Source organism: Halomicrobium sp. HM KBTZ05 (assembly GCF_041530035.1).
Classification (GTDB): Archaea; Halobacteriota; Halobacteria; order Halobacteriales; family Haloarculaceae; genus Halomicrobium.
In genome coordinates, this window is the sequence record NZ_CP168057.1 from 1004698 (window position 1) to 1017554 (window position 12857).

13 protein-coding genes and 1 pseudogene are annotated in these 12857 nt (G+C 64.8%); 7 read left to right on the forward strand and 7 right to left on the reverse strand.

Going from position 1 to position 12857, the window contains the following annotated elements; translation table 11 throughout:
- The first annotated feature begins 43 nt into the window (after positions 1-43).
- Both ACAH01_RS05210 and ACAH01_RS05215 read left to right on the forward strand, forming a co-directional pair.
- The gene (locus tag ACAH01_RS05210) at positions 44-1210 is read left to right on the forward strand and encodes a hypothetical protein (protein WP_372480473.1); all 1167 of its coding nucleotides are present in this window, start codon (positions 44-46) and stop codon (positions 1208-1210) included.
- A 431-nt stretch (positions 1211-1641) separates the two neighbouring features.
- Positions 1642-1833: pseudogene (locus tag ACAH01_RS05215) on the forward strand (AAC(3) family N-acetyltransferase); the annotation flags it as partial.
- A 177-nt stretch (positions 1834-2010) separates the two neighbouring features.
- On the opposite strand, the gene ACAH01_RS05220 reads toward ACAH01_RS05215, so the two are convergent.
- Both ACAH01_RS05220 and ACAH01_RS05225 read right to left on the reverse strand, forming a co-directional pair.
- Complete coding sequence (locus ACAH01_RS05220) at positions 2011-2874, reverse strand: 2-oxoacid:ferredoxin oxidoreductase subunit beta (protein ID WP_170095068.1); 864 nt, start codon at positions 2872-2874, stop codon at positions 2011-2013.
- Positions 2871-4634: a 2-oxoacid:acceptor oxidoreductase subunit alpha gene (locus ACAH01_RS05225; protein ID WP_372480474.1), complete on the reverse strand. Its 1764-nt coding sequence runs from the start codon at positions 4632-4634 to the stop codon at positions 2871-2873. The genes ACAH01_RS05220 and ACAH01_RS05225 overlap by 4 nt, the downstream gene beginning before the upstream one ends.
- Positions 4635-4812: 178 nt before the next feature.
- Between ACAH01_RS05225 and ACAH01_RS05230 the strand changes: the two genes are divergently transcribed.
- Both ACAH01_RS05230 and ACAH01_RS05235 read left to right on the forward strand, forming a co-directional pair.
- Positions 4813-5448 (forward strand): FAD-dependent oxidoreductase, encoded by a 636-nt coding sequence (locus ACAH01_RS05230; protein ID WP_208626706.1) that lies wholly within the window; start codon positions 4813-4815, stop codon positions 5446-5448.
- A gap of 205 nt (positions 5449-5653) precedes the next feature.
- Positions 5654-5944 carry a transcriptional regulator gene (locus tag ACAH01_RS05235; protein ID WP_015764032.1) on the forward strand — a complete coding sequence of 97 codons (291 nt, stop codon included), beginning with the start codon at positions 5654-5656 and terminating at the stop codon, positions 5942-5944.
- Positions 5945-5960: 16 nt separating this feature from the next.
- On the opposite strand, the gene ACAH01_RS05240 is transcribed toward ACAH01_RS05235, so the two are convergent.
- Complete coding sequence (locus ACAH01_RS05240) at positions 5961-6377, reverse strand: Rieske (2Fe-2S) protein (protein ID WP_015764031.1); 417 nt, start codon at positions 6375-6377, stop codon at positions 5961-5963.
- 115 nt (positions 6378-6492) lie between these two features.
- Between ACAH01_RS05240 and ACAH01_RS05245 the strand changes: the two genes are divergently transcribed.
- A complete protein-coding gene (locus ACAH01_RS05245) occupies positions 6493-6672 on the forward strand; it encodes a hypothetical protein (RefSeq protein WP_170095064.1) in 180 nt (59 codons plus the stop codon).
- Between the two features lie 83 nt (positions 6673-6755).
- Here ACAH01_RS05245 and ACAH01_RS05250 read toward each other — a convergent pair whose 3' ends face one another.
- A complete protein-coding gene (locus ACAH01_RS05250) occupies positions 6756-7481 on the reverse strand; it encodes a GNAT family N-acetyltransferase (protein ID WP_170095063.1) in 726 nt (241 codons plus the stop codon).
- A 640-nt stretch (positions 7482-8121) separates the two neighbouring features.
- Here ACAH01_RS05250 and ACAH01_RS05255 point away from each other — a divergent pair.
- A complete protein-coding gene (locus ACAH01_RS05255; protein ID WP_153554007.1) occupies positions 8122-8841 on the forward strand; it encodes an HD domain-containing protein in 720 nt (239 codons plus the stop codon).
- Here the strand turns inward: ACAH01_RS05255 and ACAH01_RS05260 are convergent.
- The 3 genes from ACAH01_RS05260 to ACAH01_RS05270 all read right to left on the reverse strand — a co-directional run bounded on the left by ACAH01_RS05260 (position 8838) and on the right by ACAH01_RS05270 (position 12566).
- Complete coding sequence (locus ACAH01_RS05260) at positions 8838-9503, reverse strand: LysE family translocator (protein ID WP_372480475.1); 666 nt, start codon at positions 9501-9503, stop codon at positions 8838-8840. The two genes, ACAH01_RS05255 and ACAH01_RS05260, sit on opposite strands and share 4 nt — an antisense overlap.
- Positions 9504-9594: 91 nt before the next feature.
- A complete protein-coding gene (locus ACAH01_RS05265) occupies positions 9595-10485 on the reverse strand; it encodes a coiled-coil protein (protein WP_153554008.1) in 891 nt (296 codons plus the stop codon).
- A gap of 254 nt (positions 10486-10739) precedes the next feature.
- A complete protein-coding gene (locus tag ACAH01_RS05270) occupies positions 10740-12566 on the reverse strand; it encodes a hydrolase (protein WP_372480476.1) in 1827 nt (608 codons plus the stop codon).
- 108 nt (positions 12567-12674) lie between these two features.
- On the opposite strand from ACAH01_RS05270, the gene ACAH01_RS05275 reads away from it, so the two are divergent.
- Entirely contained in the window at positions 12675-12848 is a 174-nt protein-coding gene (locus tag ACAH01_RS05275) for a hypothetical protein (protein WP_170095060.1), read from the forward strand.
- Positions 12849-12857: the final 9 nt, after the last annotated feature.

Here is a 12857-nt window from a genome sequence, read left to right on the forward strand (position 1 = left end):
AGCACTTCGATAGCGCGGGCGATTTCGTCCGCAGGTGGTCTCAATGCTCAAGACAGGTGCAGGGCGACTCGCCGACAGCGGTCGGCTCCCGACGGCAGTCAGAGCGGTGCTTGGCTACTACGCCGACGTCGGCGTCTTCGACTACGGGAGTCTGTCGCTGAAAGGCGAGATCGACGATCGGACCGAGCGGATGATCGACGACGTGTTCGCGCTCGTCGAGGACGCCCTCGCGGAGGCGTTCGACCGCGACAGCGTCAGCTTCGAGTACGACACGAAGCTCGTGTTGCCCGCACAGCTGACGCTTGGCTACGTCTACCGCCGTGCGCGCCAGCGAGCCGACGAGGACCCCGTGACCGACGAGATCGCCAGCGGCGTCCCCGACGTCGACGAGACGGCGCTCCAGGCCGGCCCCGCACAGGAGCTGTCGCCCCGTGAGATGGTCGTTCGGGCCGAGCAGATGACCCGCCTCTCCATCGAGGCGCTGATCGACGGCGACATGCGCGATGCGATCAACGACGCCGAGTTCGAGGACTTCGCCGTCGACTTCGAGCCCGACGAGATGCGCCGCGTCGCCGAAGTCGCACAGGGCGCGCTCCAGGACCACCTCGACGAGATCCTCGACGGGCTGCCGCCGATCGTCGCCCAGCGCTACCAGTGGGCCGTCGACTACAGCGAGGCCCACCAGGATCGGGACGCCCACTTTCGCGACCTCATGGACGCCGCCGAAGACGGCGACGACACGGCACTCGCGGACGTTCGCGACGAGTACAAGTTCGCCGCGTTCACCGACGACGACGTCGCCGAACTGTTCTCGGAGGCCGAACGAGAACTTCCGTACATGAAGACTCAGTACGCCCGCGTCGGCGTGCTGTACGACGGTATGCTCGACCTGTACCGACTCGCTGGCCTCGACATCGAAGACGAGTTCGCCCGTGCTATCGTGCTCGCGATCGTCGGCGCACAGATCTGGCTCGACGACGTGGACGACTACGCCGACGACCGTCGAGAGGGCCAGCTGACGCCGGTCACTGCCGAGTACCTGCTGGCACCCGACGACGAGGCGGCCTACCGCCGGGTCGTCGACATCACCGAACAGTACCTCGATCTGGCCAAGGAGTACGCGACCGCCGTCGACTCGCCGCTGACCGGCGTCGCCGTAGAGTACATCTATCGGTCTGGTGAGCCAGAAGTACTCCCCGGCAAGCCCTGAGCCACGGGATTCGCGCACGACGCGAATCCCGCTTTTTCGCCCACGTTTTTCGGGGAGCGGTTGTGAGTAGTGCGGGACCAGCGGTCTCGCATACCATGCGAACGGGCCTGCGGCCCGTGAGCAGACGGGGCGAACGACCCGACCACGAAAACGGTGGTTGCCAGGACATCTATCGGTCTGGAGAACCCGACGTACTGCCCGGCAAACTTTGAGCACGATCAAGCGACGCTACAGCTTCGCACCGTCGCCCACTGCGATCACGCCTCGCATCCCCTTCTCCCGGTGGGTACTGCAGTCATAGTCGATGTGGATCGTGCTCATCGGCCCGTCGTAGACGTAGGCGTGGGTAAATCCCTGTTCGTCGGTCCGTCGGCTGTCGATCTCGTGATCGGTCTCGGCAACGACGTCGTGTAGTCCGCCCTTTCGCGGCGATGGGCGCGGACGCCGACGCCGTCGTCGCCGACCACAGCTTCGACTACGGGCTGGGCGACGACTCGCCGCTGGGTGCGGTGTACGAACGGGGCGGGCGCGTCCTGATGCTGGGCATCGACTCCGACACGAACACGTCGCTCCATCTCGCGGAACACCGGGCGAACTTCCCGAAGACGACGGTGACGGCTGAGGTACCGATCGTTTTCGTCGTAGCATCCGGGCGACCGAGCGGTCCGAAGGACCCGGTAGGTCGCCCGGTTCACTCGACCGAACGGAGTGAGGTCGAGCCTTTTTCACCCATGTTTTTGCTCAAGCGGTTCGAGCGCGCTCGGAGAGCGCGACTCGAACCCGCCGAGCAAAAAGATGGTTTAGTAGAACTCTCGAACGAGGTCCATCGCACCGTCGGGTGCGCCGTCGGGGATCTCGCTCATGTTCTGGTCGAATCCTTCGCGCTCGTCGAAGGGCACGGAGTCGTCGTCGCGGTAGAGCACGCCCATGTACTCCTTGTCGCCGTCGAGGATCTTGTCTTTGGCCTGATCGGCGTCGGTCTCGTCGTGGTCGGTCTCCTCCAAGTCCTGGATCGAGTCGCGGAAGTAGTCGTAGGTGTCGACGTCGTTGAACGTCACACACGGCGAGTAGACGTTGACGAAGCCGAAGCCGTCGTGTTCGATCGCTTCCTGGACCAGCTGGGCGTGGCGCTGGGAGTTCGAAGAGAACGACTGAGCGATGAACGTCGCGCCCGCGGAGAGGGCGAGCGCCTTGGGGTTGACCGGCGGCTGGTTCGGACCGTCCGGCGAGGTCGAGGTCTCGAAGTCCTCGCGCGAGGTCGGCGAGGCCTGGCCCTTGGTCAGCCCGTAGATACGGTTGTCCATGACCACGTAGGTCATGTCGACGTTCCGGCGGACGGCGTGGATGAAGTGGCCGGCACCGATGGAGTAGCCGTCGCCGTCGCCGCCAGCGACCATCACTTCGAGGTCGGGGTTGGCGAGCTTGACGCCGATACCGACCGGGAGCGCGCGTCCGTGGACGCCGTGGAGCGCGTAGCTGTGCATGTACGTTCCGATCTTGCCTGAACAACCGATGCCGGCCACGACGAAGGTGTTGTCGGGGTCGTTGCCCGTTTCGGCCAGCGCCTTCATCATGCCGTTCATGGTGCCGAAGTCACCGCAGCCGGGACACCAGGTCGGTTGCTTGTCGGACTTGAAGTCGGTAAAGCGAATGTCTGAACTCATGCTGACACCTCTGTCTCCTCGGCGACGGCGTCTTTGATCTCTTCGGCCAGTTCGTCGGCCTTGAAGCGGACGCCGTCGTACTTGTTGACGCGGTCGACGCGTTCGAGCACGTCGTGTTCGATCACGTCGGCGAACTGTCCGGTGGCGTTACACTCGACGACGATCGTCTGCTCTGCGGCCTCGATCTCCTCGCTGAGGTCGGGTCGCGGGAAGATGTAGGGCACCGAGATGAAGCGCACGTCGAGGCCCTCATCGGCGAGCATCTCCAGTCCTTCGCGCATCGCCCCCTCGTTCGAGCCCCACGAGACGACCAGCGTGTCGGCGTCGGGATCGCCGAACTCGCGGTAGTCCCAGTCTTCCTGTTCGCGGGCGGTCTCGACCTTGCGTTCGCGCTTCTCGACCTGTTCCTCGCGGACCTCGGTGTCTTCGGTCCGGCGACCGAGCGCGTCGTGTTCGAGGCCGGTCGTCATGTGTGCGCCGCCGCTCGTTCCGGGGAACGCCCGTGGCGAGACGCCGTCGGCGCTGGGGAAGTGTGGCTGGAACTGATCTTTCTCGTTTTGCCAGCCGTCGATGTCGTCCTCGTCGACGACCTTCCCGCGCTCGATCTCGACCTCGTCCATGTCGAAGGTCTCTGGTGCGAACGTCTGTTCGGTCACTGCCAGAGCGAGGTCGGACACGAGGAAGACCGGTGTCTGGTACTTCTCGGCGAGGTTGAACGCCTCGACGGTCTTCCAGAAACACTCCGAGATGTTCGTCGGCGTGACGACGAACCGCGGAATCTCGCCGTGGCCGCCGTACAGCGCCATGTTGAGGTCGCCCTGTTCTTGCTTGGTCGGCATCCCCGTGGAGGGGCCAGAGCGCATCACGTCACAGATCACCAGCGGCGTCTCGGTGGTCGCGACGAGCCCGAAGGTCTCGGTCATCAGGTCGATCCCGGGGCCGGACGTGGCCGTCATCGCACGCGCGCCGGCACGGGCAGCGCCAAGCGCCATGTTGATCGCGGCGAGTTCGTCCTCGGCCTGGACGACCTTGCCACCGAACTGGTCGACGCGGCCGGTCATGTACTCCATCACGTCCGTCGCGGGCGTGATCGGGTAGCCGGAGTAGAACCGACAACCGGCGGCGATCGCGCCCATGCCGATCGCTTCGTCGCCGTTGAGCAGCACGTAGTCGTTGTCCGTCGTCTCCAGCGAGTAGCCAAAGTCGTGGTCGTACTCCGCCTGGACGAACTCCTGGCCGGCGCGGGCAGCCTTCTTGTTGTTCTCGACGATCGCCTCGCCCTTGTCGCCGAAGCGCTTCTCCAGGGACTCGTCTAAGTTCTCGATGGGGAAGCCGGTCACTTCACAGGCGGCACCGAGCGCGACGACGTTGGCCATGATCGCGCCGCCGGCCTCCTCGGCGAGTCGCTTGAGCGGCACTTCGAGACCGATCATCTCGTCGGGGATCTCGACGTTCTGCATCGTCGTCCGCTCCCCGTCGTAGATGATGACCGAGCCCTCGTGGAGCTCGTTCATGTTCTCGTCGATGGTACGTTCTGTCAGTGCGATGAGTACGTCCAGTCTGTCGACGACACTCTCGACGCGGTCGACAGCCGTCCGGACCTTGTAGGCCGTGTACCCACCGCGGATACGCGACGCGAAGTCCTTGGACGTGAAGACGTGTCGACCTGCCCGTGAGAGTGCCTGGGCGAAGATTTTCCCGGTAGAGTCGATTCCATCGCCGGCTTCGCCGCCGATGGCCCAGTTGAGGTCTTCGGGCATTCTAGCCTCGGGTACCCGTCGCCAAAGGAAAAACCTTCTGTAAACCGTCGACTATCGGGTGGAGCGATTCTGCAATCGTAGCGTCGGGGATATATACACGATTCCGAGTCACAATTTTCGTCACACGTTGCGTCGCCGGGATCGAAACCGGCTTGGCGCCGATCCACCAAGCGACTCCATGGACGACACCGACTGTCGCGTCGCGGCCGTCCGAGCGGTCGGCCCCGACACGGTGGCGATCGACATCGAGACGCCAGCGGACTTCTCGGCTCGACCGGGACAGTTCGTCAAGCTCACCTTCGAAGTCGACGGCGAGACCGAACCGCGATTCTACACGATCTCCTCGCCCGAGGTGACCGAGACGTTCGAGATCACGGTCGGGATCGATCCCGACGGAACGGTCGGACCGCTGCTTGGCGATCTGACGGCCGGCGACACCGTCACCGTGGCCGGTCCCTTCGGCAGCGACTACTACGAGGACGAGTCACGAGCAGTCGTGCTGGCCGGCGGTCCCGGTGTCGGTCCCGCCGTCGGAATCGCCGAGCGTGCGCTGGCCGAGGGCAACGACGCGGCGATCGTCTACCGGGACGACGAGCCGGTCCACGAGGAGCGACTGGCGGCGCTCGACGACGCCGGTGCCTTCGTGCGACTCCTGGACGCCGACGAGGACCTGACCGACGCCACCGCCGCGGCGCTCGAAGACGGTGGCCAGCTGTTCGTCTACGGGTTCGCCGACTTCATCGACGCGGCGACGGCCGCCGTCGAGGATGCCGGCGGGACGACTGACGACGCCAAGATCGAGAACTTCGGGTAGCTGGGACTCCCAGGGTGTTCCGCTGGGAGTCTCGGACCGACAGCGTCGTCGGCTGGCACTGCTGGGCGTCCGTCTGTGTCGCCTGTCACCCACCGGGATCGCGGCCTCTCGTAACAATCACAGTACAACTGCGGTGTCGGAACCGTCGTCGCCGGGCGATTCCGGAGACAAAAAGTATTTTACCGATAGTGTGCCAAAGAATATCATGCGCGAGGCAAGTCGGACGACGCGCCAGCGCATCGCCGACCGACTCCGGGCCGAGGCGCTCGCCGCGGGCGCGATCGCTCGAGAGTTCGAAATACGGACCAGCGACGCGCTCGATCACGTCGAACACATCGCTCGCTCGCTGGAGTCGACAGACGAGCAGTTGCTCGTCGCACCGCCGGCCTGCGAAGAGTGTGGATTCGACGATTTCGACGACCTGACCAACCGACCCAGCAGGTGCCCCGAGTGCAAGAGCGAGGCGATCTCCGAGCCCGCCTATCGCATCGAGTGACCGGTTCCCGACAGCTTCAGTTCCCCGAGAAGCCGATCCGACTCCCCGAGGACAGGTCACCGTCGTCGGCCGGCCCCAGTCCGCCGAACTCGCAGCCGTCTTCGGTGAGGTAGACGCCGCCGTCCGCGACGGTCACGTCGACCTCGCTGAGTGTCGCGCCCTCACAGGGACCGAAGTTACAGTATCCGGTGTCGGTCTCGAAGGTCGCGCCGTGTTTCTCACAGACGAGTTCGGCTCCCCGTAGCGTCGCCCCCGAACCCTTGTCGAGACGCACGTCTCGCCAGTGTGGGCAGTAGTTCTCGAAGGCGACGATGCCGTCGGACAGTCGCAGTAAGATCCCCTCTCTCCGTTCGCTCCCGTCGACGATGGTGAACAGCACGGTGCCGTCGTCGGGAACGGCCTCGGTGTCGACGATACGTCGGTCGGCGTCCATGCTCGCCTCCCCGTTCGGGACAGCCCCGTTTCAACGCCCCGATTCTGTACGCCCCTTCTCCCAGCGACTGAAAACGAGGATCTCCGTTTATATAACGGTGGGTCGAACTACGCCTATGTTCGTCCGAAGCTTCGTTCTCGGGGGTACGATCGCTTCAGCCGTCGCGTTGCACTCGTCGCTCGAAACGGTCCTGATGGATACGATTCTGGGCGTCGCCATCGCGATCGCAGTGTTCGTCCTCTACTACGCGTTCGTGTTGCGCCCAGCGCGGGACGGCCGCGGCCCGGATCCCTGACCTGTTGGCCCCATCGCACTCGCCCTTCGGTTCTCTTCGCGACCGGCTCGCTCTGCCGCTGTAACGTCCGTACGACGGGACACCTAGAGGTACGCGGCGTCCCAGCGCGTGGGCTTGCGGACGTTGCCGCAGTTGTCACACTCGATCCGTCCCATCGCGTCCATCGCGTTCGCGAGCGTGCTACAGTTCACACAGTAGTAGCCGTACAGATCGCTGTCCGCCTGGTCTCGGTACACCAGGTGGAAGGCGTCGACAGAGCCCTTCTCGGTCGCGTCGTGGTCGACGAACACGGTGGTACCGTCGGTCTCGATGGGCTCGCGACCGCTCGGGCTGGTCTCGACATAGCGCTGCTCGACGTAGGTTCGCCCGTCGATCTCGACGGTCTCCTCGCCGGCAGGCTCGAAGCCCTTCGAACGGTAGAACGCGTTTCCGTCGGCGTTGTCCGAGAGCACGCGTCCGTGGATCCGTTCGGCACCGAGCGATTCGAGTTCTGTCCTCGTCGCCTCGAACAGCTCCGAAGCGATGCCGTGACCTCGGTAAGCCGGATCGACGTGCAACCAGAGGAGCGTTCCGATCTCTGCGCCGGCCAGCGTACTTTCCGAGAAGCCGACGACCTGCTCGTCTTCGACGGCGACCAGCAACACGCGGCCGTCGTCGGACAGCGTCTCGTCGAGTCGGTCCTCGCCGTACCACTCCTCGATCGCGCTCGTGATCGCGTGCGGTCCGAGCGAGTACGACGCCTGTAACGACCGTCGGGCAACGTCGCGGATCGCGGGCTTGTCTGGGGACGCCGCTCTTCTGATCGACATACGTCCTCGTTCGGGCCCCGGCGGCATAAAAATTCAGACGAGCAACACTACTTCCGGGGAGTCGTGTGTTCTGGCCCGGCATTCTCCGTACAGTTCCCTAGAACTCCTAGAGGTGTGGGGCCGTGCTTTACTACTTTATTCTCTCCCGGAGAAACGCTTATTACTGTCCGAATGCCTGCCTTCTGTTGTTGGAGGTGTACGATACGGCAACAAAAGATCGAACGGTGACAGAAACCAATCGGCTCTGATCTGGCATTCATGCTCCAGAGCGTACTTCTCGGTGACAGGTTCCGACTGCGTCCAATACGTCGCTCAACCACGACCGCGGTCGAATCTGTCGCCCCTGTCTCTTTTCGTTTCGCGACGCGCTGACCGTGTGACAACCAACGATGAATATGGCGACGCCTCGACGACCCTCGATCAGACGTGCCCTGACGTTCGACGACCACGATCGAGACACGCGTTCGTCTCTCTGTTCGCCTCGACTAACCCCGAGAGCGTCGCTGTGGTGCTTCTGTGGCCTGACTGTGGGTGTATTCGGGATCGTTTCGAGTCGTTGGAGGTGTCGTAACGCTAAAGAGTCGAACGGACCTTTTTGTACGTAAGATGAATAACGAACTGCGACGACGGAGGTGCTTCTGTGGGCGTCGAAATCCGTGAATCACCGGTTTCGGACGCCGAGTTCGAGGCGATGCGGGACTTCGTCCACGACTATCTCGCCGCGAGCGTCGAGAACGAAGAGGAAGGCGGCCGAATGCGGTGGTACCCGTGGCACTCCGCGGAGTATCGCTTCAACCACATCCTGAACGTCGTCGATCTCGCCGTCGAGATCGCACGCGAGGAAGGGGCGAACGTCGACGTGACCCGCGTGGCGGCGCTGTTTCACGACATCGCGAAGCTGGAGGCCGAGCAGGACGTCCACGCGGAGGTCGGCGCGACGATCGCCCGCGAGTACCTGCTGAGCCACGGCGACTATCCCGATTCGTTCGTCGAGCAGGTGTGTAGCGCCGTCCGAGACCACTCCTACCAGGACGATCTGACCGACCTCCCGCTGGAGACTCAGTGTCTCATCGAGGCCGACGTACTCGACAAGGTCGGTGCCAACGGGACGGCGTTGATGCTCCTGCGGATGGGCTACGAGTCGCGTTCGCACATGGACGCCGCCGAGATGGTCGGCCGCGTGATCGAACGCGGCGAGGACGCTCGCCAGCGCATCGAGAGCGAGACCGCGGAAGCGATCGTCCACCGCCGTCTCAAACGGGCCAAGTGGTTCCAGGAGTGGCTGGAGATGGAAGTCGCCGAGATGGACGACGACTCCCTCGTCGGCGACGTGGCGACCGGCGTCGGCAGCGACGACTAGAGCCGGCCCACGGCTTCGACGAGAAAGAGGCCACCGAAGCCCGCAAGCACGAGCGCCGAGAGCCATGCCACCGCCGGTGCGAGGCGTTCGACACGCTCTCGGGCCCCAACGAGCGCCGCGGGGAAGCTCGTGATCCACAGTACGATGCCCGCGAACAGCCCGACCAGCAGGACCGGGTGCCCGGTCTGGACGACGACCCGCTCTGCCAGCGACGGGCCGACGACGGGAAGGGGTGCCAGCACGTCCAGTCGGCCCGGCTCCAGCAGTCCGACGCCGACGGTCAGCCAGAACACCACCTGATAGGGGTTCGTCAGCGCCAGCAGGAACGCCTTCCAGAACCCGTTTCCGTCCCCCGGATCGTCGCCGACGAACGTCTGTGCGTCGTCGACTGCACCGACTGCGAAGTACAGCATCAACAGGCCGCCGCCCGCGAGCATCGCCGTCTCCACGTCGGGGTTGTCGCGCACGACCGTCACCAGACCGACGATCGCGAGGCCCAGAAAGGCCAGATCGGCGATCATCGCACCGAGGCCGGCTCGGAAGCCGGCGTGCCACCCCCGGAGGACGCTCTCCTCGGCGATCACGGCGTTCATCGGTCCCGGCGGGGCCGCCAGCGCGAGTCCGAACACGACGCCGCCAAGCAGTGTCACGAACAGTTCCACGGGGGGCGTTGGTCCCTGTCCGGTGTAATCCTGTCGTTCGCGACCGTCGGCACTGCTGGACGGCTGAAAACGGGAGAGAGTGAGAGAGCAGTTACAGCTTGCCGGCCTTCTGCAGCTTCATCAGGTCCTCGGTGTCGAGAGTCTCGCCTTCCTTGAACTTCTGGTAGATCTCTTCGGCCTCCTCGCGGGCGGCCTCCTGCTTTTCCTCGCGAGCCGAGCGTTCCTCGGCTTCCTCTTTCTTGTCCAGTTCGCGCAGGCGCTTCTGGACGCGCACGAAGTCCTCGTGGTGCTGGTCGGCCGCTTCCTGGGCCTCCACGAACTTCTCGTGCATCTCGTCGGCCTCGTCACGGATGTCGTCGGCCTCGCGATAGGCCTCGATCATCTCGTTGTGGTGCTTCTGGGCCTCGTCGGCGAGCTCGGTCACCTTCTGGTGGTGCTGGCTGGCCTCCGAGCGGACCTCCTCGGCTTCCTCTTTGAGGCCGTCGAGGTCCTCGGTCTGGTCGAGCTTCTCTTTCTTGCTGGCGAGCTTGTCGCGCTTCTCCTCGATTTTCTCGATGAGTTCGCGCTCGTCCTCGCTGGAGAGGACTTCCGTCTGCTGTTTGAATTCGAGGTCCTCGATCTCGGATTCGAGTTCCTCGATGGACTTGCCCTCGTCCAGCTCCATCTCGTTTTTGAGGTCCTCGACCTTGTCGAACAGCTCGTTGGCCTCGGCGTTGAGCTCGTTGCGGCTCTCTTTGTGTTCCTGAACCTGCTCGTTGAGCTCGTCGCGCTTCTCGCGGTGTTCCTGGGCCTCGTCGACCTTCTCACGCGTCTTGGCGTTGAGGTCGTCCCGGTCGGACGCGCGCTCGGACGCCATCTGGTTGAGTTCGTTTCGTCGGTCTCGAAGCTGTCCCGCGAGCTTGATGAGCTCGCCTTTGGACTTGTTTTCGAGATCGTCTTCTGTGAGTTCTACGTTCTTCGATTGATCTATCGAATCTACCATTGTTGTTAATCCTCGATGCCATGTCCGCCACGACGCTGGGCAGTCGACTCCCTAACGATGATGGGCTGTCTCCGATAAGCAGGGTTCCCTGTCATGCTGGGCGTAACGCGATACTGCCTGAACGTCGAAGACGTTCTGGTAGCTACACATTCGGGTGGATGTGGTTTAAATATTCCGATGCACCAACTACCGTGGTTGCCGGTCACACGGCCCAGAACGGTGGTTGTGAGATATTCACACGGAACGCAGTTATTTTAAAGCGTGTACCGGTTCCGTGCGACCACGTCGTCGATCGCGACCGCGAGGGTCACGTCCGAACCGGCCGGCGGCGCGATCGTCGTCACCGTCTGGCGACCGTAGGCCTCGATCTCGACTTCGGTCTGTTCTCTCTCACCGTCTACGTCCCACTCGACCGTCGCGAGACCGCCGGTCGGCCGGTCGTGGACCAGTACTACCTCGCTGTCGCCCGGCGTCGGGTCGGCCAGCAGGACCTGTGTCGGTTCGTAGGCGCTCTGGAGTCGCTCGAAGGCGGCTTTGGGTGTCCCGTCCTCGGCGAGAACGCCCATGCCGGCCCCGTCGGCGTCGCGGAGCGTGTCGACGGCGAGTACGTCGGCGTCGCGTCGGCGGAGCGTCTCGGCGACGGTCCCGACGACGCTGGCCTGGGTCGCCTGGGAGTCGTCGACACCGCCGTCGACGCGGGCCGCGTGACGTTCCCCCTCGAAGTCGGTTGCTTCGTCGCCGTCCGCGAGGGCCCCGGCACCGAACGCCGCGACCACGGTACCGAGCCCGTAGCGATCACAGAGCCACTCGGCGTCGCGGGGCTCCCCGAACGTCCAGCCGGGATACATCGTCGCCGCGTCGGGATCGACGCCCGCCGGCCCGACGACGGGGAACGTCGGGACCTCGGTGATGCCGTCGGCCACCTGTTCAGCGGGCGCACCGTCGTAGTCGGCACGCCACGCCCGCCAGCGGAACCGAACTCGGTCGAGCAGTCCCGAGCCCAGCCCGTCGGCGTAGTCTGCGACCGGCCCGTCGTGGACGCTGACCGCTGCGAGGCTCGGGTGTCGACGGCGCGACCACACGAGCCGCTCCAGCAGACTCGCGGCACGGTCGGCGTCGAATTCGCCGGGTCCGGTCAGCGGGAGGTCTTGCCAGACGAGCACGCCCTGCTCGTCACAGGCCTCGTACACCGCGGGCGAGAGCGCGTGGGCGTGGGCTCGAACGAGGTTCGCGTTCGCGTCGACCGCCCGCCGAACGTCTTCGACCGTTCCGTCGACGAGAGTGACGCCCCGCGCCGGGACGCGCTGTCCGTTGACGAGCAGTCCCGACTCGTCGTACGACACCGACCGCAGTCCAGTCTCGACCGTCCGCTCGTCGTCGGCCAGCTTCGCCCGGACGGCGTAGCGCGGCTGGCTCCCCACGTCGTGGGGCCACCACAGCGAGGGGTCCCGTACGTCGATCTCGTGGTCGACCGTGGCTCGGCCGGCGTCGGTGTCGACCCGCGCTCTGTTCATCATTCCCCCGCCCCGAACCTCGCCGGTCGGTCGCAAGGAGAGTGTCAGCCGATCGTCGAGCGGTTCGTCGGTGACGACCGTCGCCTCGACCGCGACCGAGGCTGCCTCCCCGTCGACGCGGGGCGCGACGTTCAACTCGGCGACGTACGGGTCCGGGTGGGTCTCGATGCGTGCGTCCCACCAGATGCCCGGTACGGACGAGGCGGTCGGAACGCGGTCGGTGTCGTAGATTCCGCCGAACCGATCGTCGGGACGGCGACACTCGACGACCAGTTCGTTGTCCTCGGTGACGGGCAAGGGCACTCGGAGTGGCTCGAAGTACGCGTCGTGTTCCGCGATCAGTTCACCGTCGAGCCACACGCGCGCGTGAGCGTACACGCCCTCAAGAACGAGGACGGCGTGTGCTTCCGTCGGATCTCGCGGGTCCTCGAACGTCGCCCGGTAGGCCACGGCCTCGGCGTCGACGAACTCGGTCGGTCGCCCAGGCACGTCGATCGGCTGCCAGGTCTCGGCTGACGGCGGATCTCCCCCCGGATCGACCGCCCCAGCGCTCCACTCCAGCGACATGCATCATCGGGCGTTCCCCGTGGGCATATCCTTTACCCTCGACCACCACTTTCACTTTCACTCCGGGGTTTCCGGACCTTGACGTGGGTGTCGGCCGAACGATCGACCATGATCGAGGAACTCACGACTGGTTCGGCCACCTGTGAGGCACCGGAATGCGACCGAGCGCTGCCGGAGGAACCCGCTATCGTCTTCGAGACGGCCGCCGGTCGCCAGTCGGCCTACGAGTGTGCCTGTGGTGCGGTGACGATCACCGTCTCCCGGCCCGAGTCGACTCGCTGAAGTGCGGGC

Bases quoted from the DNA above. Each gene is read 5' to 3' on its own strand.
- ACAH01_RS05270 (WP_372480476.1), bottom strand. From the start codon at position 12,566: ATGTCGCTGGAGTGGAGCGCTGGGGCGGTCGATCCGGGGGGAGATCCG.
- ACAH01_RS05240 (WP_015764031.1), bottom strand. From the start codon at position 6,377: ATGGACGCCGACCGACGTATCGTCGACACCGAGGCCGTTCCCGACGAC.
- ACAH01_RS05235 (WP_015764032.1), top strand. From the start codon at position 5,654: ATGCGCGAGGCAAGTCGGACGACGCGCCAGCGCATCGCCGACCGACTC.
- ACAH01_RS05245 (WP_170095064.1), top strand. From the start codon at position 6,493: ATGTTCGTCCGAAGCTTCGTTCTCGGGGGTACGATCGCTTCAGCCGTC.
- ACAH01_RS05225 (WP_372480474.1), bottom strand. From the start codon at position 4,634: ATGCCCGAAGACCTCAACTGGGCCATCGGCGGCGAAGCCGGCGATGGA.
- ACAH01_RS05210 (WP_372480473.1), top strand. From the start codon at position 44: ATGCTCAAGACAGGTGCAGGGCGACTCGCCGACAGCGGTCGGCTCCCG.
- ACAH01_RS05275 (WP_170095060.1), top strand. From the start codon at position 12,675: ATGATCGAGGAACTCACGACTGGTTCGGCCACCTGTGAGGCACCGGAA.
- ACAH01_RS05230 (WP_208626706.1), top strand. From the start codon at position 4,813: ATGGACGACACCGACTGTCGCGTCGCGGCCGTCCGAGCGGTCGGCCCC.
- ACAH01_RS05265 (WP_153554008.1), bottom strand. From the start codon at position 10,485: ATGGTAGATTCGATAGATCAATCGAAGAACGTAGAACTCACAGAAGAC.
- ACAH01_RS05250 (WP_170095063.1), bottom strand. From the start codon at position 7,481: ATGTCGATCAGAAGAGCGGCGTCCCCAGACAAGCCCGCGATCCGCGAC.
- ACAH01_RS05220 (WP_170095068.1), bottom strand. From the start codon at position 2,874: ATGAGTTCAGACATTCGCTTTACCGACTTCAAGTCCGACAAGCAACCG.